Source organism: Roseobacter sp. EG26, from assembly GCF_049830555.1.
GTDB lineage: Bacteria > Pseudomonadota > Alphaproteobacteria > Rhodobacterales > Rhodobacteraceae > Roseobacter.
The window spans coordinates 65,040-81,221 of the sequence record NZ_JBNBLH010000007.1 but is presented as its reverse complement, the minus strand read 5'-3'; the positions used below and the strand labels follow the sequence as shown (position 1 = coordinate 81,221).

Below are 16,182 nucleotides of genomic sequence, written 5' to 3'. Positions count from 1 at the left end.
CGTATGTTCGCAGTTGCAGCATAATGTCGTTAGCTTCAGGGGGCCGAGCGACTGCATGTACCGGTGCGCCCGGATTGTAACAAGGAGACCCCTATGCGCTATATGGCTACATACGACCTGATGGAGACTGTTCGCAACACGAACCAATGGCTCGGCGCGACAGCGCTCGCAATGGGAGCATATCCGGCTTTCTCCATGATTCCAAATCCCGGATTTGCGTGGATGCGCGCCTGGGGTGAAGTCACCGAGCGAACCTTTCAGCGCATGATTGTAAAGCCCGACTGGAATATTCCGGCTGTACCATCAAGCGACGGGCAAGATCACGTTGTCAGCACCGAAATCGTGATTGAACGGGATTTTGGTGATTTGCTGCATTTTGTCGTGCCGGGGCGAGAGGTGCCAAATCGCAAGGTCTTGCTGGTGGCGCCAATGTCCGGGCACTATGCGACCCTACTGCGGTCGACCGTGATCAGCCTTTTGCCGGATGCTGACATCTATATCACCGATTGGCACAATGCCCGCGACATTCCGGTCAGTGCAGGCAAGTTCGATATCGAAGACTACACGCTTTACCTGGTTGATTTCATGCGTGAGCTGGGACCCGACACTCATGTGATCGCCGTATGCCAGCCTGCGCCACTGACATTGGCCGCAACCGCTTATCTGGCTGAAGAAGACCCCAAAGCCCAGCCTCGTAGCCTGACACTGATCGGCGGTCCGATTGACCCCAACGCCACACCAACCGATGTGACGGATTTTGGTCACCGGGTTACGATGGGTCAGCTGGAAGAACTGATGATCCAGCGCGTGGGGTTCAAGTATCCCGGCGTCGGGCGTATGGTTTACCCGGGTCTGTTGCAACTATCGTCCTTCATTTCAATGAATGCGGAAACGCATGCCAAGGCCTTTACCGATCAAATCGGTCGCGTGGCACGTGGTGAGGCTGGCGATCACGACAAGCACAATAAGTTTTATGACGAATATCTTGCGGTGATGGATATGACCGCGGAATTTTATCTCAGCACAGTCGAGCGCATTTTCAAAAATGGCGAGATTGCCAAGAACGCGTTCTCGGTTGGCGGCAAGATGGTCGATATCGGCAAGATCACAACCGTCGCGGTCAAAACCGTCGAAGGCTCGAAAGACGATATTTCTGCCCCCGGTCAGTGCATTGCGGCTTTGGATCTCTGCACGGGGCTGCCAGACAACAAAAAAGCCAGCCACGTTGAAGTCGGGGCCGGGCACTACGGCATATTTGCTGGTAAGAGCTGGCGGCGCAATATCCGGCCCCTGGTGCTGGATTTCATCGACGCCAACAGCGGCAAGCCTTCTCGCAAGCCCAGAAAACCTGCAAATAAGAACGCCGCGGCGTAAGTCGGCTACCGTAAGACCAGCGGTAGCGCCATCCAGTCACGGATCGCCTTCGTGGTCTCCTGCGGTTGCTCAAGTGTCGGCAAATGCCCTGAATCCGCCAGAATACGCAATGTCGCGTACGGAATCAGCTCAGCCATGAATTCATGGCGTTTGACCGGGCAGAGAGCATCATGCGCGCCACAGAGAATAAGTGTCGGAATTTTACACTTGCGCAGCGTGCTTTGCTGATCCCGCCGCCTCTGCAACGCCCGCGATTGTCGAACGAAGACTTCCGGGCCTAAAGTCTCTGCCATGTCCATAACCAGATCGAGCACGGCGGTCTGATGCGGCCCCGGTGCCAAGTAGTTCGGCTTCATCTCCTCACGCATGACATCTAACATGCGCCCGGTTCTGGCGGCCACGATCTGCGGTTCGCGAGCGGCCGCGATCTGCGGTGTTTCGGCAAGGGGGTTCGTATCCAGCAGGGCAATTCGCGATACACGGTCAGGCGCGCGCCGTAATATCTCCATCGCGACGATACCGCCCATGCTAAGCCCCGCAAGCGCAAAACGGGCGGGCAATTGGTCCAGCAGCCCCGACGCAATTTCCTCGATCCGCTCTCCCTGGGTGATCGGTGCGGTCATAACTGCGACGTCTGAGGATAGTTCGGCGATCTGAGGGCCAAAAAGCCGGGCGTCACACATCATCCCGGGCAACAACACCAATGGTTCAGGCATGGTTGCACCCAATTGTTCGTTGGCGGAGACCCATGCCTTGCTCGTTCCCAAATCGCGAATTTATCCGGAACATTACCCGCTATGCGCGCAATCACAAGGTCTGTCGGACGCGCGTTCTGCGCAGATTAACCTTTGAGGCGATCCCAATAGATCGTCAGGTGCCGCGAGATTATCTCCGCATAGGCGTCAGTTTGTTTGAGCTTGGCCAACCCGGCGTTGAACCGATAGAGCAACGTGGTTGCCCGCGAATGGGTTTTTGAAACGACGACGTGCCAAGATTGGGTGGAAAGCGGTCTCGGCAATGGCAGAACCATCTCAGTCAATTGGGCATCAAACAATTGCTGCACCCCCAGAAATTCGTTGACCGACACCAGGTCAACTTCTCCCGCCACCAACATCTTGAAACAATCCCTAGGCATTTCTGGCTGCACCAGCGTCACCACACCGCGGGTAAGCCATTCACGACCGGGACGGTCCAGATCATCGATGTAGAAACCCTTTGGGCGACACAAAGACCTGCCTTCTAAATCCGCGTCCGAATTGAACTCGAAATCATTGTCCGCTCGCACAAAAACCAAATTCACCAGTTCCATGACGGGGTCGGAAAAGTGGAACGCGACGCACGGACCTCCTTTATCGCGAGATAGCTCGCACAGCGGGCGCGGGACAGGATAACCCAGATCATGGGTCTTCTCCTTAACTGATCGAAATCCGCCTGTCGGATCGCCATGCCAATCGATATGGAACGGTTCAGGATCCGGGCCAACGGTCAGCGCGGCGGTGACCAATTCGGTGAACATGCCCTTTTGAGGCCAATCCGCATCCGCGAATGGGGGGCGACCCGACATCGTCAGGATTGTCACATCCGCCGCTGCGGTCTTTACCGATCCAACGACCAAAAGACCGATCGCGGCGGCTCTGAGGAGGCCTTTCATGGTCATAGCCCTGCCCAGACCTGCGCCAGATGGCGATCAACGATCTCCTGATACTCCCCTGAACGGCGCAGGTGCTGCAACCCTTTGTTGAGAAAGCGAATAGTTCGCTTGGCTTGCGGGTTCTCATTTGACGCTACCGCATGCAGTGTCACGATGCCCAACGGTGCATTGGCGACAGCCGCAATCTCGTCTTTGAAGCTCCTGCGGCGCAGCACTTCGCGCCCCGTAAACTCATTCGCGACCACGAAATCCACCTCTGCCTTCATCAAAAGATCAAAGCAACCTGCAACGGAAGGTGCCTGCACCAATTCGATTTCTTTGTCACGCAACCAGTTTCTGCCACCCTGATCCAACATAAAGGTCATGCGCCCAGCCGGTCGACACACAAGCGCTTTGCGCGAGCTCGGTAAATTGACGAGCGACACCGGGTCCGAGCGTCGCACAAACACTTGCATCAGAAGCTCAAACATCGGCTCTGAATACACCAGACCTTCGCAGTACTGACCTCCTGATGAACCACGACAATCGGGCTTGGGCCAGGGAAACGACACATCCATCAGTTGCTTGCTAAGCAAGGGGTCCAGGTGAGATCCCCAGTCATTTATCCTGAATATTTCATAAGGCCGCTCATCGAAGCCTGCGGAGATCGCCGCTGTCATGACCTCTGCGAGCATCCCCCCGCCTGAGAGGGATTGATCAGAAAAAGGCTCCTGCCCGTCCCCGGTCACAACTCTCAGCGGCGATATCCCTCGGCGCGCTGGCCCTACACCCGCTGGGCCAAGCCGCGGTTGCTTTGTTTCGGGATCGGCACGCTCATGAAAGGCAGAGATTGCGGATGCTGGCGCAGGCCCGGCTTTGGGCAGACCATTGACGCACCCCAATCTCAATTCTGTTCCGATCAATATTCGGTCAGGGTCTTCGCCGATGACATCCAGATTGGCAGTGTGGATCGAGGTCCATTTGCCAGCGTCCTTGTAGGTCCGCAAAGCGATCGAAGACAAATTATCGCCGGGCGCGACAAGATAGCTGCCGCCGCAAGTTTCCGCAAAAACGCCGATCGGCCAAGCAAAGCAACTGGCAAGCAAAAAAGACATCAGACCGCGCATCACTCATCCCCCAACGATGGTGCCGGAGGACACCTTGCCGAAACCCAATCTGCGGTCAACGAATAATCAACATATTGCGGAAATCTATATAGAGGACCACAATATAATCTAGTTTTGCGGGAAATTTACACCTCTGAATTGTGGGAAATCAGCGTAGCGTGCGCGGCGTTTTTCTTGCGATTCTCCAGGTGTGTCGCCCTTTCGCAGCAGCATTCCTCTTGGGGCGATATAGCTCGAAATCGTGCGTTGTGGCACCGGTCGCCAAACCAGATTGAAAGCGGCGAGTTTCGGGAAAAACCACATTTCGGAGTAAGGTAGATGATCGTGTACCCACCACGCGAGGTCGCGCCAGTCCCGTCCCTGTTCGTATTGATCCGTAAACCAGGGAACAGCAAGCGACGTTCCTGCAATCGCCTCCTCGCCATCGCCGCGGTCCCAGATATGGCACTCGATTGGGTTGTCATTCGCCGCGCAATTGAGCTTGTTAGCATTCCCGTATCCGTTCAGCTGGGGGGACCTGTATCCTGAGCGGATTGCCAGCCTGCCAAATGTCTCCTCCAACGGATCAAGTAACTGAACGCAGAGCTTTCGGCCGTTTTCAATGGCCAAATCAGGGTTAGGTGGCACGTTCGGGACGCCATGCATATTGCTGATTTCGGAGTAGAGAAAATCACGCATGTAAAAATAGCGAGAAAGGCGTACCCGGCCCAGCGTCTCCATACTCCACATGGATTTGGGGCTGCGCATCAGGTCTCCTCGTAGCCAAGCCAGCGAAATGCGCCATCCGCGCGGAGAGGCGAAAAAGGATTATGGGCGATTTCCCAGATATGACCTTCGGGATCTGCGAAATACCCGTGATGCCCACCCCAAAACACGTCCTGTGCGGGCTTCAGGATTCGCGCGCCGGCAGCCTCCGCCCTTTCCAGCAGCGGTGCGACCTCTTCCTTGGATCGCAGGTTATGCGCAAAGCTGCAGGCTCCATATCCAAGGTCTGACAAAGGCAATCCGGTTTCTTCCGCCAATTTATCCAACGGGTAGAGCCCGAGGGTCTGGCCAATAAGATCATAGGCAATCACGCCATCCGGCGAGGGCGTTCGCTGCCAGCCCAGCGCATCGTAGAATTGAGACAACGCATCCATGTCTTTTGCGCCTAACGTAATGAGGCTGATCCGTTGTTCCATGCAGCACTCCTATGCCTTGATTGCCAATAAATCCCCAACAGCCTCTTCGATCAGAGCTAAACAGGGGCCGTCCGAAAACCGATGATCTGCATCCTTCACCAACATCAGACGCATGTCCGGGCAAGTTGCATGCTGCAACAGGCGCAGGGCAGTTTCCGTGCTGACTGCGGTATCCGCCGTGCCTTGCAGGCATCTGACGGGAAACGGCAAATCCAGATTTGACCGCAATACAAGCTGTTCCCGACCGTCTTCGATCATCCGGCTGGTGATGATATAGGGTTCCATATAATCCGAGGGGATTTCCACCCGCCCTTCCCTTGTGAGTTGCTGTTTTTGCGCCTCCGAAAATGACGCCCAATAGCCGTCTTCTGTAAAATCGGGTGCGGCAGCGATGGTGACCATACCAGCGATCCGGTCAGGCATTCGTTTTGCGAGCAGCAATGCCTGCCATCCACCCATGGAGGAGCCCACGGGGAGTATGGGCCCTTCGGTCAGCGCGTCGATGATTGCGGCGGTGTCCTCCGCCCAATCGCCGATCGAGCCCTCCTCGAAGCGGCGAGACGACTGCCCGTGACCGGAATAGTCAAACCGTAAAAAAGCACGGCCTTTGGCGCGCGCCCAAGCCTCCAGATGCAACGCCTTGGTGCCCTCCATGTCGGATTTGAGACCACCCAGAAAAATGATCCAGGGGCCCTTTCCCTCCGTCAGGTGATAGGCCAGCCGGCGCTCGTCAGCAGTGTCGAGATATCGTGGTTCGGTCATTCGGCGTTTCCCTTTTAACAGATCATGCGCCCAAGAAGATGCACCCCGCAATCCCTCGTATTGGGAAATTATTACGTTACCATATTGTCACGTTACTATATAATCACGTATTGATTGCTCATGGATTCGATTTTCAAAGCTCTTGCCGACCCGACCCGGCGCACGCTGCTCGACCGCCTGCGCGCGAAACCCGGGCAAAGCCTGCTTGATTTGCAGGGTCAGCTCGACATGACGCGTTTTGGAGTGATGAAACATCTGGGCGTTTTGGAAGACGCGAAGCTGATCGTGACCCACAAAAAAGGCCGGTTCAAATACCACTATCTCAACGCGCTTCCGCTACAGGAAGCCATAGATCGCTGGGTGGAGCCATTGCTCCAGCAACCAGCGGCGCGAGCGGTGCTTAATCTCAAATCTCAACTTGAAGGAACACCGAAGATGACCAAACCCGATTTCATGATGCAAACCTTTATTCACTGTACTCAGGATGCACTGTGGCATGCGCTGTCGGACCCTGACGCCAATGCTGCCTACAATTTCGTCTCAGGCACCTGTACGCGTGAGGGCAATGCTCTGATTTTCAGAATGCCCGACGAAAACCTGATGTTGATCTGCACGGAAACCAAGTTGACACCCAAAACGCGGATAGAAAGCACGTTCGAGCCACATTGGGCAGGGCCGGATGTGCCCCTTGAAGCCTCGCGTTTTGTCTACATCATTGAACCACAAGGGGAAAACTGCCTGCTGACCCTGGAGCACTATGATATTCCCGCAGGTCAGGAAGGTGTAGCGGACGGGTGGCATCGCACTCTGGCAGGTCTTAAAACCTGGCTGGAAACCGGACAGGCTGTCAAATTCTCACCGCAGCCAGAGGAAGCTTAGGCGCTGCCGGGCGGGTGTGTTGCTGTGCGGCGGCCTAAGAGGCGATCGCCGCAGGCGCTTTCACGTCAGTCAAAGCATCACCCGCCAACGTAGGGCGCGGCCCCCGGACGGTAGAAAATCTTTTGATTGTGCAGACGGCCCAACAATTCTTCGTTTTCGCGCTGATCCGCCTCGATCACATTGATGGATTGCAAATCTGCTGGGTTTTCATCGGAAAGGGCCCGGCGCATTTTGCACAATTCGCGACCGCGGGCACGCAGCGCTTCCTCGATCAGGTCGACGTCATGGATACTTAGCTCGAAGGTCCGGTTATAGCTCGGCATTCTCTTCCCCCAATGGTTGTTGGCGACATGGCATATGTCGGATTTAACACATAAAATGTCGCGGTCAACGTATTCTTCGGTATACCGGCAGCAATGCCCGCTTGACTGCATTGGCCGCACCCGTCATTAGATCGCCAACAACCCGCAACCGGGCGTCTCGTAGGCGCCAAACCGACGAGGAGCGCCCAAGATGGCCCCAAAAGATAGTATAATCTCTCTCACCTTTCCTGACGGCAACGCCCGCGAATTTAACGCCGGGGTAACCGCTGGCGATGTCGCAGCAAGCATCTCTACGTCCCTGCGCAAAAAGGCAATCAGTGCGACCGTCAATGGCGCACATTACGATCTGGCATGGCCGATCGACGCAGACGCCAGCATTGCCATTCATACCATGGCCGACGATGAACAGGCCAACGAATTGGTCCGCCACGATCTGGCACACATCATGGCACGCGCGGTTCAGGAAATCTGGCCCGACACCAAGGTCACCATCGGTCCGGTGATCAAGGACGGCTGGTACTATGATTTTGACCGTGCAGAGCCTTTCACACCGGAAGACCTCGGCCTCATCGAGAAAAAGATGAAGGAAATCATCAACAAACGTGATCCCGTCCGCACCGAGATCTGGGACCGGGACCGCGCGATCAAGCATTATGAGAACAACGGCGAGCCCTATAAGGTCGAGCTGATCGAGGCCATTCCAGGCGACGAACCCTTGCGAATGTACTGGCACGGGGAATGGCAGGATCTCTGCCGGGGTCCCCATTTGCAGCACACCGGGCAAGTCCCCGGGGATGCGTTCAAACTGATGTCCATTGCGGGCGCCTATTGGCGCGGGGACAGCGACCGCGCGATGCTGCAACGCATCTACGGCGTGGCCTTCACCGGCAAGGAAAAACTGCGCGCGCATCTCAACATGCTTGAAGAGGCCGCCAAGCGCGACCACCGCAAATTGGGCCGCGAGATGAACCTCTTTCACATGCAGGAGGAAGCGCCAGGTCAGGTTTTCTGGCATGCAAATGGCTGGTCGATCTACACCACCTTGCAAGACTATATGCGCCGCAAGCAACGTGCCGCGGGTTATCAAGAGGTGAACACCCCGCAGGTCGTGGACCGTAAGCTTTGGGAGGCCTCCGGTCACTGGGACAAATATCAGGAACATATGTTCATCGTCGAGGTGGATGAGGAACACGCCCGCGAAAAAGCGATCAACGCGCTGAAACCGATGAATTGCCCCTGCCATGTGCAGATTTTCAACCAGGGCCTGAAATCCTATCGCGACCTGCCCCTGCGCATGGCCGAGTTTGGCTCGTGCAACCGCTATGAACCCTCAGGCGCGCTGCACGGCATCATGCGGGTGCGCGGCTTTACCCAAGACGATGGTCATATCTTCTGCCGGGAAGACCAGATTGAGGCCGAGTGCGCGGCGTTCATCAATTATCTATCCTCGGTCTACAAAGACCTCGGGTTCGAGAGTTTCGAGATCATGTTCGCCACGCGCCCCGAAAAACGTGTGGGCTCCGAGGAAAGCTGGGATCACGTCGAGGCGGCGCTGGAAAACGCCATCAAGGCGACCGGCCACCCCTACACGCTGGACGCCGGAGAAGGCGCGTTTTACGGACCCAAGCTCGATTTCAAGCTGACCGACGCCATCGGCCGCGAGTGGCAATGTGGCACCTTCCAGGTGGATCCAAACCTGCCCGAACGGCTCGGTGCCACCTTTATCGGTGAGGATGGCGCGAAACATCGCCCCTATATGCTGCACCGTGCCTGTCTGGGATCGTTTGAGCGCTTCATCGGTATCCTGATCGAGAATTCGGCGGGCAAACTGCCCTTCTGGCTGGCCCCGCGTCAGGTTGTTGTGGCCTCGATCATCTCGGATGCCGATGACTACGTGCATGAAGTAGTCGATGCTCTCCGCGCTGGCGGCGTTCGCGCCGAAGCCGACATCCGCAACGAAAAGATCAACTACAAGGTCCGCGAACACTCCGTAGGCAAGGTGCCGGTCATCCTCGCTGTAGGCGCGCGCGAGGTTGAAGAACGCTCAGTGACCGTTCGCCGACTTGGTGAGAAACAAACCGGCGTTCAGCCGTTGGATGCCATCACGAACACCCTCTCTATCGAGGCAACACCGCCTGACATGCTGTAACAATTCGCAAGGAGCCATGCGGCCAGGCATCGCCGAGGCATTGTTTTTGTTACAATTCCGAGGAAATATGGGCGATATCATTGCTGACGTGCATGCGTTCTTAACAGCTGTGTGACACACAGCCTCGTGAGTGGCATGTCAGATGTGCAAACCCTATTTTTGCTCTATATCTGACCGTAATGGTCTGTAACAAGGGAATGAAATCATGTCGAACACGATGAAAACCGTCGCGATCGCAGGAGCTGTCGCAGCCGCAATGGTATCGCAGGTGACAACCGCACAGGGCGCCGCCAAGGAAAAATGCTACGGAATCTCTTTGGCCGGTGCCAATGATTGCGCTGCCGGACCGGGAACGACCTGCGCAGGCACATCCGTCGTTGATTACCAAGGCAACGCCTGGACCTTGGTTGACGCGGGCACCTGCGCAGATATCGAACTGCCCAATATGGCGGACGGCACACCTCGTGAGGGGTCGTTGGAGGAACTCAGCCGCGACCTGCCAGCCTAAGACAACAAGCTGTCGGAAGCGGTAGCGATTGCACTGATTCCAGAAAACGCGCCGGCACTGGGAAATGACAGCGATTGGAGGGCCAGAATGCTAGACAGTTCCCCGCGCATGGATGGTCTGCCAGCCGCCCCCGGCGTCGGCTATAAGCCTCAGCATTTTTACGATCTGCGCGCGGAGCCCGGCCCCGTCGAGTGGATCGAAATTCATGCTGAAAACTATATGGGGGACGGCGGTCGGCCCCTTGCGCAAATTCGTGCACTCTCGGAACAATTCTCCCTGTCTGTGCACGGCGTGGGTCTCAGCATTGGCGGGCAAGCGCCTCTTGATCCCGAACATCTGGCGCGGTTGAAGCACCTCATCAATTGGTCCAAACCAGCAAGTTTTTCCGAACATCTGGCGTGGTCCACCCATGGCGCCGAGTTTCTTAATGATCTGCTACCCCTCCCATATACCGATGAAACGCTCTGCCGGGTTGCCGATCATATTGATCAGGTACAGGCCGTTATCGGCCGCCAGATGTTGCTTGAGAACCCATCGAGTTACCTGGCCTTTGAAGAGAGCATCTGGTCAGAAACCGACTTCCTCCGCGAGCTTGTGAAACGGACAGGATGTGGCTTGCTGCTGGACGTGAACAATGTGTTTGTTTCGGCGACCAATCTCGGCCTGTCCGCGCAAAACTACATCGAGAGTTTCCCGCTTCATGCAGTTGGTGAAATCCATGTCGGCGGGCACGACGAGGACTTCGACGATCACGGGGCGCCTCTGCTCATCGACAGTCATGGCAAGCCTGTGCGAGATGCGGTTTGGCACCTGCTGGATCAGGTTTTGCTGAAGACCGGGAAAAAACCGGTGCTGGTGGAGTGGGACAATGACGTGCCCGATTGGCCAACGCTCCGCGAGGAAGCAAGACGCGCAGCACAAGCACTCGCGATGACCGCATGACCTTTTCTCAGGCTGAGTTCACCGTCGCGCTGCTGGATCCAGAGAGTGATATCCCGTCTAATCTCACCGATGGGGCTGGAAGGCACGCTGGGCGCCGCTTTTCCGTTTACAGAAACAACGTGACTGTCTCCCTGATCCGGGCGCTGCAAGAAGCGTTCCCGTTGGTGCTAAAGTTGCTTGGTTCAAATACCTTCGAAAGAACCGCGCGGCTCTACGTGGCTGAGCATCCTCCTACATCCCCGCTCATGATGTTTTACGGCGAAGATTTCCCGGCTTTTCTGCGTGATTTCAAACCGTTGGCACATGTGGGATATCTGCCTGATTGTGCAAAACTCGATCTTGCGATGCGGCGCTCCTATCACGCTGCCGACAGCTTAGCGGTGGACCCTGCCGTCTTCCAGGGTGCGCCCGATCAGGTATTGACCCGGCGGTTCTCGCTCAGCCCGTCGAGCATATTGCTACGCTCACCCTGGCCATTATTCGATATATGGCGCATGAATATGGGGCAGGATGGTTCAAAGCCGCGCGCAATCGCACAGGATGTCATGATCGTGCGCCCGGACTTCGACCCGCAACCGCATGTTTTGCCAATCGGCGCTGCTGACTGGTTTGAGCGGATCGCGGCTGGCAAGACCTTTGGTGAGGCCCATGAGCAAACCTTGAAACGGGCCCCCGATTTTGACCTTGCGCGGACACTGACTTTTGCGCTGCAATCGGGCATTCTGGCAGATTACGAGAAAAAGGACCGCTGAATGATCTCTTTCTATCATTGGGTAACGGATCGTCTGTCCCGTCTAGACTGGTTGATCCCGACGATGGCGCGCGTTGTATTCGCTGGGACGCTGCTGATGTATTTCTGGGTGTCTGGGTTGACGAAACTGGGCGAAGGGTTTGCGGGCCTTTTCCAACCCTCGGTGGGCGCCTACGCTCAGATTTTCCCCAAAGCAATGGAAGCCGTCACCTACGACACATCCCAACTTTCCTTTTGGCATTGGGCCGTCACTGTTCTCGGGACCTGGGCCGAATTCATCCTCCCTGCCCTGATCGTCATCGGATTGTTCACACGCGTTTCGGCGCTATGCATGATCGCATTTGTAGGTATTCAGTCGGCAACCGATCTATATGGGCATGGTGGGTTGGAACACAAAGAAACCTATGGCGCATGGTTCGACCGCTTTGCAGACAGCGCGATAATGGATCAACGAAGCTTCTGGGTATTTCTCCTGTTGGTATTGGTCATCAAAGGGGCAGGCCCGCTGTCACTTGACACGGCTCTGCGCCGCTCAAGACCCGCCATGCCGTCACATCACACCTAGTTCAGCCTGTACTGATGGCGTCCATCCCAGATAAATATTTTCACCATCCACGATGAGCGGTCGCTTCATCAAAGCCGGGTGAGACTTCAGCAGATCCAACGGATCCCGCGCCCGCTCGGTCTCATCCAGGCCGCGCCAGGTAGTCGAACGCATGTTGATCAAGGCATCTCCAAACTTTACCAAGGCACGCTTGGTCAATTCAGCGGACATGCCATCTGCCCTGACATCCACCAAAACTGCCTGCGGCAGCGCCTTCATCGCTTTACGACATGTGTCACAGTTCTTCAGACCGTATATTTGCATGATTTGCCCATTTTTATGCTTATCAACGCCAATTTGAGCGCGATTTGTTCTGTTTTGCTTGATTTTTACATCGATTGATCAATCTCTTAAAGGGCGGCAGGGCATCAGAAGGATTATTTCTGTCGTGTGAACAAGCTGTCTCGGAAGCGCTGAGGCGGTAAGTAATACAAAAGGAGGCACGGGACGAATGCCAAATGGCACCGTGAAATGGTTTAATACCACAAAAGGCTATGGCTTCATCGCCCCCGAGGGCGGCGGCTCGGATGTGTTTGTGCACATCTCGGCGGTTGAAAGGTCTGGTCTGACTGGATTGGCGGATGATCAAAAGGTCAGCTTTGAATTATCCGAGGGACGCGACGGTCGCCAAATGGCGAGCGATCTGAAGTTGCTCTGACACCATCCAAATGACGTAGATTGAGTTGCGGGCGGTCACGGATCGGCCGTATGGTGCATTGCGGAGAGTTTGCGACCAGAGTATTTCGCCCCGCTTCAATGCAAGATTTAACGGCCGAACGCTGGTCTAGGTTGGCCTTTATTGGTACCGGTAGCCCCCACTCGCATTGCCCCCAGCAAAGATAGTAAGAAGCATGAAGCGTTGGTAGCCGCTCGTGATCAATGCGCTGTCCCTGGCGCCTCTGAGCTTGCCAGCATCCAAGGAATTTCGGGGCAGTTACCCCCTCCATAGCCATGTTTCATTTCACCGCGGGATGCGCGCCGTGAGTGAGGCATAGCCCCTGAATCTGATGCGGCGGCCCAGCTTTCTGCCCATAATTTCATAGTCCGGATAGCGTCCCAGAAACCGCTCCAATGCGATGCGCCCTTCCATGCGTGCGAGGGTCAATCCAACGCAGACATGCGGTCCTCCGGCGAAGGCAAGATGCTTATTGGGGTGCCGATCAATCTCGAACGCCGTTGGGTTCGCAAAGACGGATTCGTCCCGATTCGCCGCCCCTATGCAAAGATGCAGGTTGCTTCCTTTGGGAATGGCATGACCACCAATGACAACATCCACGCAGGTCTCACGGTTTCCAAACTGGTTGGGTGACCGAAACCGCAAGATCTCTTCGACGGTTTTGTCGATAAGTGCCTTATCGCAAAGGAGTTTCGCGCATTCATCAGGATGATCATGAAGCAGAGCCAATCCGCTGCCGATCAGATTGGTGGTCGTCTCATGCCCCGCATTCAGGATGAAAATGCAGTTCTGCATGAGCTCGATCTCTGACAGTTGCCCCGTCTCATCCCCCCGGATCAGACGGGTCAGAACATCCGTTTCAGGATCACCCGGTCGGGCCCGCCTGCGGGCGATCAAATCCTGCAAATAGGCCTTAAATTCTGTGACGGCCTGATGCCCGCGCGCCAGTTGTCCCGCATCCAGGGTCGGCTCCAATGCGCCCAGAATGGCAAGTGACCAATCCCGCAGCGGAGCACGTTCGTCCTGAGGGATATCAAGCAGGTTGCCAATGACCTGGATGGGGATGGCGGCGGCGAAATCCTCAATAAGATCAGCCTCTTCCGGCATGGCATCCAGCAACGCATCAACGGTCTCGATCAGGCCCGGCTCCATCCGCTTCAAGGCCCTTGGTGTCAGCGCTGAGGTCATGATCCGGCGCACCCGCGTATGCAAGGGCGGGTCGTTGAAAACGAGGCTTGTGGTATGGTGTTCAAAGAGCGGCGTCCCTTCGCCGAACTTCGGCGCAAAGGTCGCTTTTTTATCTGATTTAAAACGGCTTACGTCTCGGTAGATCGCACTTAAATCCGCATGGCGTGACAGCAGGTAGGACCCGTCCGGCTGCGGGCAAACCGGGGCTTCGCGCAACAAGGCATCATAGTAGGGAAAGGGGTTGTCGACGAAATCAGCCGGTGGATTTGAGAGATCAAACATGGGCGCAGTGTGCAACCGGGTTTGTAACTGTCAAATCCTTTACGCAGCGCCCGCGCAACGGTTCGGTGCAGAAATTCCCGAGCCGCTCCAGGACGGATCAAAAACGCCGGAAAACAAGGGCGAATGTCCCTGTGATTTCCGTACACAGGGCGTGCACAGCCTGTGCACCGAAGGCGCACGAAAGCGTGAATTAACCTGCCGCGCAGTCGGATTTATGACCAAACCCTTGGCGCATCACCCGCCGCGCGTGCAGTCGAGACAACGGGCTATGGCGGGGTCTGCAGCGAGACGCGCCGGTGCAATCTCCTCGCCGCAATCGGTGCAATAGCCGTATTCGCCCTCTGTGATCCGCGCGAGGGCGGCGGCGATCTTCTGACGCTCTGCTTGCCGACGCCGTGCCTGAGCCTGCGCCATCGCCTGATTTTGCAACGCGTCCATACGCGACAATCGCCCGATCGCCTGCTGATCCAGTTCGACGGTTTTTTGACCGTCCAGCCCCGCAGCATCCTCGGCGTCGAGGGCTTTCAGCCGGTCATTCAGGGCACTGCGCGGATCGGTCATTCCGGTAGCCTAGTCGGAATACTCGCAAGCTCAAGGGCCCCGCGTCACAAGACGGGGCTGAGTGACGGTCCGTTTCGGTGATCCGATTGGGATTGATTGGAGGGGTGCAGCGGGCGCGCCGAAGGCGCTCAGGAAAAGTCGTGGGCCGGGCGCCAGCCCGGCCTGCCTTTGGATTATTTTTGATTAGTTTTTGGCGGTCGCGAAGCGCGCAGGCCGACCCGCCCCGCCGTGGGGCGAGAGGCGGTTCAGCGTCAGCCGGATCAAACAGTCCAGGGGACTGTTTGAAGTGACGTGCGCGGGTCGCGCAAGCGACACGCCGGGTGACAGGCGCTTCGAAACTGTCAGTGTCTTTTGTGCGAAGTGCCGCGCCCGAACCGAGGGGCGGGAAACAAGCGAAGCGCCCGCCCCGTCGGGGCGGTTCGGGCGCTGCCCAATCGGAGATTAGGCAATCAGGTGCTTCTTGACTGCGTAACAGCTACGCCTTGCTGCGGCTCTCTATGAGACCTAGAAACCGCTCTTCATGTCCCGTCTCAAACTTATGATGTATTAGTTGTGAGGCTCTCAGAATGACATCCACTGAAGTATGCAGAGTTGCATCAAATTCAGACATATCTTGCTGATGAAACGCTACCACGCGAAAATCCTCATCACCCGTGTCCTGCAAGTGCCTTTTTAGAAGTGCTCGTAAACTCCCATGAGAGTAATCGCTTAGGTATCCATATAAAGCTTCGCGTTCATCTTTCAGATCAGCTTTATCCAGTTTTTCCTTCATTTCGTACTTCTTCGCGCCCATTCTTTCGAGTTCACTAATTCGCTTACCTATTCGAGAAAGCTCGCTTTCAATCTCGACTTTCTCCGCAATCAGTTTGAGATAAGGATTTCCCCTTTTCGCATTTATCAACCGTTGCTTTGAGGCAAGCTCGTTCCTTAGTTCCAAGGATAAAAGGTAGCTCTCATCTCCCAAGAGCAGTTTCATTTCTGCCAATCCTTCAATCTGTGCCCTAAGGTGGGGTAGAGAATGCAGGCCCAGTTCTTTATCAATCAGCGCGAGGATCACCCAAGACTGCTCTAAAATAGAGAAGTAGGTTGCCACCAAAGCAAAGGAATACTTATCTCGTTTCTCAAAGTGGATCTCTTCTGCAAGAGGAATGGCGATATCTACAACAAGATCTTGAAGTTCAATAAAAATATCGGACTTCTTCGATACCATAGTTCCATATCGCCTCTGGCCTGGCCACGCCTGCC

General features: G+C 55.9%; 19 protein-coding genes. 8 read left to right on the top strand and 11 right to left on the bottom strand.

Going from position 1 to position 16,182, the window contains the following annotated elements; all coding sequences use genetic code 11:
• Positions 1 to 93 precede the first annotated feature (93 nt).
• The gene (phaZ, locus tag ACOTTU_RS16230; protein WP_298915148.1) at positions 94 to 1,374 is read left to right on the top strand and encodes a polyhydroxyalkanoate depolymerase; all 1,281 of its coding nucleotides are present in this window, start codon (positions 94 to 96) and stop codon (positions 1,372 to 1,374) included.
• A 5-nt stretch (positions 1,375 to 1,379) separates the two neighbouring features.
• On the opposite strand, the gene ACOTTU_RS16225 is transcribed toward phaZ, so the two are convergent.
• The 6 genes from ACOTTU_RS16225 to ACOTTU_RS16200 form a co-directional block, all read right to left on the bottom strand.
• Positions 1,380 to 2,090: an alpha/beta fold hydrolase gene (locus ACOTTU_RS16225; protein ID WP_298915145.1), complete on the bottom strand. Its 711-nt coding sequence runs from the start codon at positions 2,088 to 2,090 to the stop codon at positions 1,380 to 1,382.
• Positions 2,091 to 2,215: 125 nt separating this feature from the next.
• Positions 2,216 to 3,025, bottom strand: a complete 810-nt coding sequence (locus tag ACOTTU_RS16220; protein WP_425659561.1) for a substrate-binding periplasmic protein — start codon at positions 3,023 to 3,025, stop codon at positions 2,216 to 2,218.
• A gap of 2 nt (positions 3,026 to 3,027) precedes the next feature.
• The gene (locus ACOTTU_RS16215; RefSeq protein WP_425659560.1) at positions 3,028 to 4,119 is read right to left on the bottom strand and encodes a peptidoglycan-binding protein LysM; all 1,092 of its coding nucleotides are present in this window, start codon (positions 4,117 to 4,119) and stop codon (positions 3,028 to 3,030) included.
• Between the two features lie 120 nt (positions 4,120 to 4,239).
• Positions 4,240 to 4,878 (bottom strand): hypothetical protein, encoded by a 639-nt coding sequence (locus ACOTTU_RS16210; protein ID WP_425659558.1) that lies wholly within the window; start codon positions 4,876 to 4,878, stop codon positions 4,240 to 4,242.
• On the bottom strand, positions 4,878 to 5,312 hold the full coding sequence (locus ACOTTU_RS16205; RefSeq protein ID WP_425659556.1) for a VOC family protein: 435 nt from the start codon (positions 5,310 to 5,312) through the stop codon (positions 4,878 to 4,880). Before ACOTTU_RS16205 ends, ACOTTU_RS16210 begins: the two co-directional genes overlap by 1 nt.
• 9 nt (positions 5,313 to 5,321) lie before the next feature.
• Entirely contained in the window at positions 5,322 to 6,074 is a 753-nt protein-coding gene (locus ACOTTU_RS16200) for an alpha/beta fold hydrolase (protein ID WP_425659555.1), read from the bottom strand.
• A 120-nt stretch (positions 6,075 to 6,194) separates the two neighbouring features.
• Here ACOTTU_RS16200 and ACOTTU_RS16195 point away from each other — a divergent pair, with 120 nt between their 5' ends.
• The gene (locus ACOTTU_RS16195) at positions 6,195 to 6,953 is read left to right on the top strand and encodes an ArsR/SmtB family transcription factor (RefSeq protein ID WP_425659554.1); all 759 of its coding nucleotides are present in this window, start codon (positions 6,195 to 6,197) and stop codon (positions 6,951 to 6,953) included.
• 77 nt (positions 6,954 to 7,030) lie between these two features.
• Here ACOTTU_RS16195 and ACOTTU_RS16190 read toward each other — a convergent pair whose 3' ends face one another.
• On the bottom strand, positions 7,031 to 7,276 hold the full coding sequence (locus ACOTTU_RS16190; RefSeq protein ID WP_298915128.1) for a hypothetical protein: 246 nt from the start codon (positions 7,274 to 7,276) through the stop codon (positions 7,031 to 7,033).
• Positions 7,277 to 7,466: 190 nt separating this feature from the next.
• On the opposite strand from ACOTTU_RS16190, the gene thrS reads away from it, so the two are divergent.
• The 5 genes from thrS (at position 7,467) to ACOTTU_RS16165 (ending at position 12,191) form a co-directional block, all read left to right on the top strand.
• Complete coding sequence (gene thrS / locus ACOTTU_RS16185; RefSeq protein WP_425659552.1) at positions 7,467 to 9,425, top strand: threonine--tRNA ligase; 1,959 nt, start codon at positions 7,467 to 7,469, stop codon at positions 9,423 to 9,425.
• Between the two features lie 205 nt (positions 9,426 to 9,630).
• Positions 9,631 to 9,933: a BufA1 family periplasmic bufferin-type metallophore gene (locus ACOTTU_RS16180; protein ID WP_298915124.1), complete on the top strand. Its 303-nt coding sequence runs from the start codon at positions 9,631 to 9,633 to the stop codon at positions 9,931 to 9,933.
• Between the two features lie 87 nt (positions 9,934 to 10,020).
• Complete coding sequence (locus ACOTTU_RS16175) at positions 10,021 to 10,875, top strand: DUF692 domain-containing protein (RefSeq protein ID WP_425659550.1); 855 nt, start codon at positions 10,021 to 10,023, stop codon at positions 10,873 to 10,875.
• On the top strand, positions 10,872 to 11,627 hold the full coding sequence (locus ACOTTU_RS16170; RefSeq protein WP_425659548.1) for a putative DNA-binding domain-containing protein: 756 nt from the start codon (positions 10,872 to 10,874) through the stop codon (positions 11,625 to 11,627). Before ACOTTU_RS16175 ends, ACOTTU_RS16170 begins: the two co-directional genes overlap by 4 nt.
• Positions 11,628 to 12,191, top strand: coding sequence for a DoxX family protein (locus ACOTTU_RS16165; RefSeq protein WP_425659546.1), 564 nt, complete (start codon positions 11,628 to 11,630; stop codon positions 12,189 to 12,191).
• Here ACOTTU_RS16165 and ACOTTU_RS16160 read toward each other — a convergent pair.
• Positions 12,177 to 12,494 (bottom strand): arsenate reductase family protein, encoded by a 318-nt coding sequence (locus ACOTTU_RS16160; protein ID WP_425659544.1) that lies wholly within the window; start codon positions 12,492 to 12,494, stop codon positions 12,177 to 12,179. The genes ACOTTU_RS16165 and ACOTTU_RS16160 overlap by 15 nt on opposite strands.
• A 187-nt stretch (positions 12,495 to 12,681) precedes the next feature.
• Here ACOTTU_RS16160 and ACOTTU_RS16155 point away from each other — a divergent pair, with 187 nt between their 5' ends.
• Entirely contained in the window at positions 12,682 to 12,888 is a 207-nt protein-coding gene (locus ACOTTU_RS16155; protein ID WP_195820234.1) for a cold-shock protein, read from the top strand.
• Positions 12,889 to 13,191: 303 nt separating this feature from the next.
• Here ACOTTU_RS16155 and ACOTTU_RS16150 read toward each other — a convergent pair whose 3' ends face one another.
• The 3 genes from ACOTTU_RS16150 to ACOTTU_RS16140 form a co-directional block, all read right to left on the bottom strand.
• Entirely contained in the window at positions 13,192 to 14,376 is a 1,185-nt protein-coding gene (locus ACOTTU_RS16150) for a cytochrome P450 (RefSeq protein ID WP_425659542.1), read from the bottom strand.
• 234 nt (positions 14,377 to 14,610) lie between these two features.
• Positions 14,611 to 14,937, bottom strand: coding sequence for a TraR/DksA family transcriptional regulator (locus ACOTTU_RS16145; RefSeq protein WP_425659540.1), 327 nt, complete (start codon positions 14,935 to 14,937; stop codon positions 14,611 to 14,613).
• Between the two features lie 475 nt (positions 14,938 to 15,412).
• A complete protein-coding gene (locus tag ACOTTU_RS16140) occupies positions 15,413 to 16,147 on the bottom strand; it encodes a DUF5677 domain-containing protein (protein ID WP_425659539.1) in 735 nt (244 codons plus the stop codon).
• Positions 16,148 to 16,182 lie beyond the last annotated feature (35 nt).

What these genes read in the sequence shown, in the direction of transcription:
- ACOTTU_RS16155 (WP_195820234.1), top strand. Translation starts at nt 12,682, where the DNA reads ATGCCAAATGGCACCGTGAAATGGTTTAATACCACAAAAGGCTATGGC.
- ACOTTU_RS16225 (WP_298915145.1), bottom strand. Translation starts at nt 2,090, where the DNA reads ATGCCTGAACCATTGGTGTTGTTGCCCGGGATGATGTGTGACGCCCGG.
- phaZ (WP_298915148.1), top strand. Translation starts at nt 94, where the DNA reads ATGCGCTATATGGCTACATACGACCTGATGGAGACTGTTCGCAACACG.
- ACOTTU_RS16200 (WP_425659555.1), bottom strand. Translation starts at nt 6,074, where the DNA reads ATGACCGAACCACGATATCTCGACACTGCTGACGAGCGCCGGCTGGCC.
- ACOTTU_RS16210 (WP_425659558.1), bottom strand. Translation starts at nt 4,878, where the DNA reads ATGCGCAGCCCCAAATCCATGTGGAGTATGGAGACGCTGGGCCGGGTA.
- ACOTTU_RS16175 (WP_425659550.1), top strand. Translation starts at nt 10,021, where the DNA reads ATGCTAGACAGTTCCCCGCGCATGGATGGTCTGCCAGCCGCCCCCGGC.
- thrS (WP_425659552.1), top strand. Translation starts at nt 7,467, where the DNA reads ATGGCCCCAAAAGATAGTATAATCTCTCTCACCTTTCCTGACGGCAAC.
- ACOTTU_RS16190 (WP_298915128.1), bottom strand. Translation starts at nt 7,276, where the DNA reads ATGCCGAGCTATAACCGGACCTTCGAGCTAAGTATCCATGACGTCGAC.
- ACOTTU_RS16170 (WP_425659548.1), top strand. Translation starts at nt 10,872, where the DNA reads ATGACCTTTTCTCAGGCTGAGTTCACCGTCGCGCTGCTGGATCCAGAG.
- ACOTTU_RS16165 (WP_425659546.1), top strand. Translation starts at nt 11,628, where the DNA reads ATGATCTCTTTCTATCATTGGGTAACGGATCGTCTGTCCCGTCTAGAC.
- ACOTTU_RS16160 (WP_425659544.1), bottom strand. Translation starts at nt 12,494, where the DNA reads ATGCAAATATACGGTCTGAAGAACTGTGACACATGTCGTAAAGCGATG.
- ACOTTU_RS16150 (WP_425659542.1), bottom strand. Translation starts at nt 14,376, where the DNA reads ATGTTTGATCTCTCAAATCCACCGGCTGATTTCGTCGACAACCCCTTT.
- ACOTTU_RS16195 (WP_425659554.1), top strand. Translation starts at nt 6,195, where the DNA reads ATGGATTCGATTTTCAAAGCTCTTGCCGACCCGACCCGGCGCACGCTG.
- ACOTTU_RS16180 (WP_298915124.1), top strand. Translation starts at nt 9,631, where the DNA reads ATGTCGAACACGATGAAAACCGTCGCGATCGCAGGAGCTGTCGCAGCC.
- ACOTTU_RS16205 (WP_425659556.1), bottom strand. Translation starts at nt 5,312, where the DNA reads ATGGAACAACGGATCAGCCTCATTACGTTAGGCGCAAAAGACATGGAT.
- ACOTTU_RS16140 (WP_425659539.1), bottom strand. Translation starts at nt 16,147, where the DNA reads ATGGTATCGAAGAAGTCCGATATTTTTATTGAACTTCAAGATCTTGTT.
- ACOTTU_RS16145 (WP_425659540.1), bottom strand. Translation starts at nt 14,937, where the DNA reads ATGACCGATCCGCGCAGTGCCCTGAATGACCGGCTGAAAGCCCTCGAC.
- ACOTTU_RS16220 (WP_425659561.1), bottom strand. Translation starts at nt 3,025, where the DNA reads ATGAAAGGCCTCCTCAGAGCCGCCGCGATCGGTCTTTTGGTCGTTGGA.
- ACOTTU_RS16215 (WP_425659560.1), bottom strand. Translation starts at nt 4,119, where the DNA reads ATGTCTTTTTTGCTTGCCAGTTGCTTTGCTTGGCCGATCGGCGTTTTT.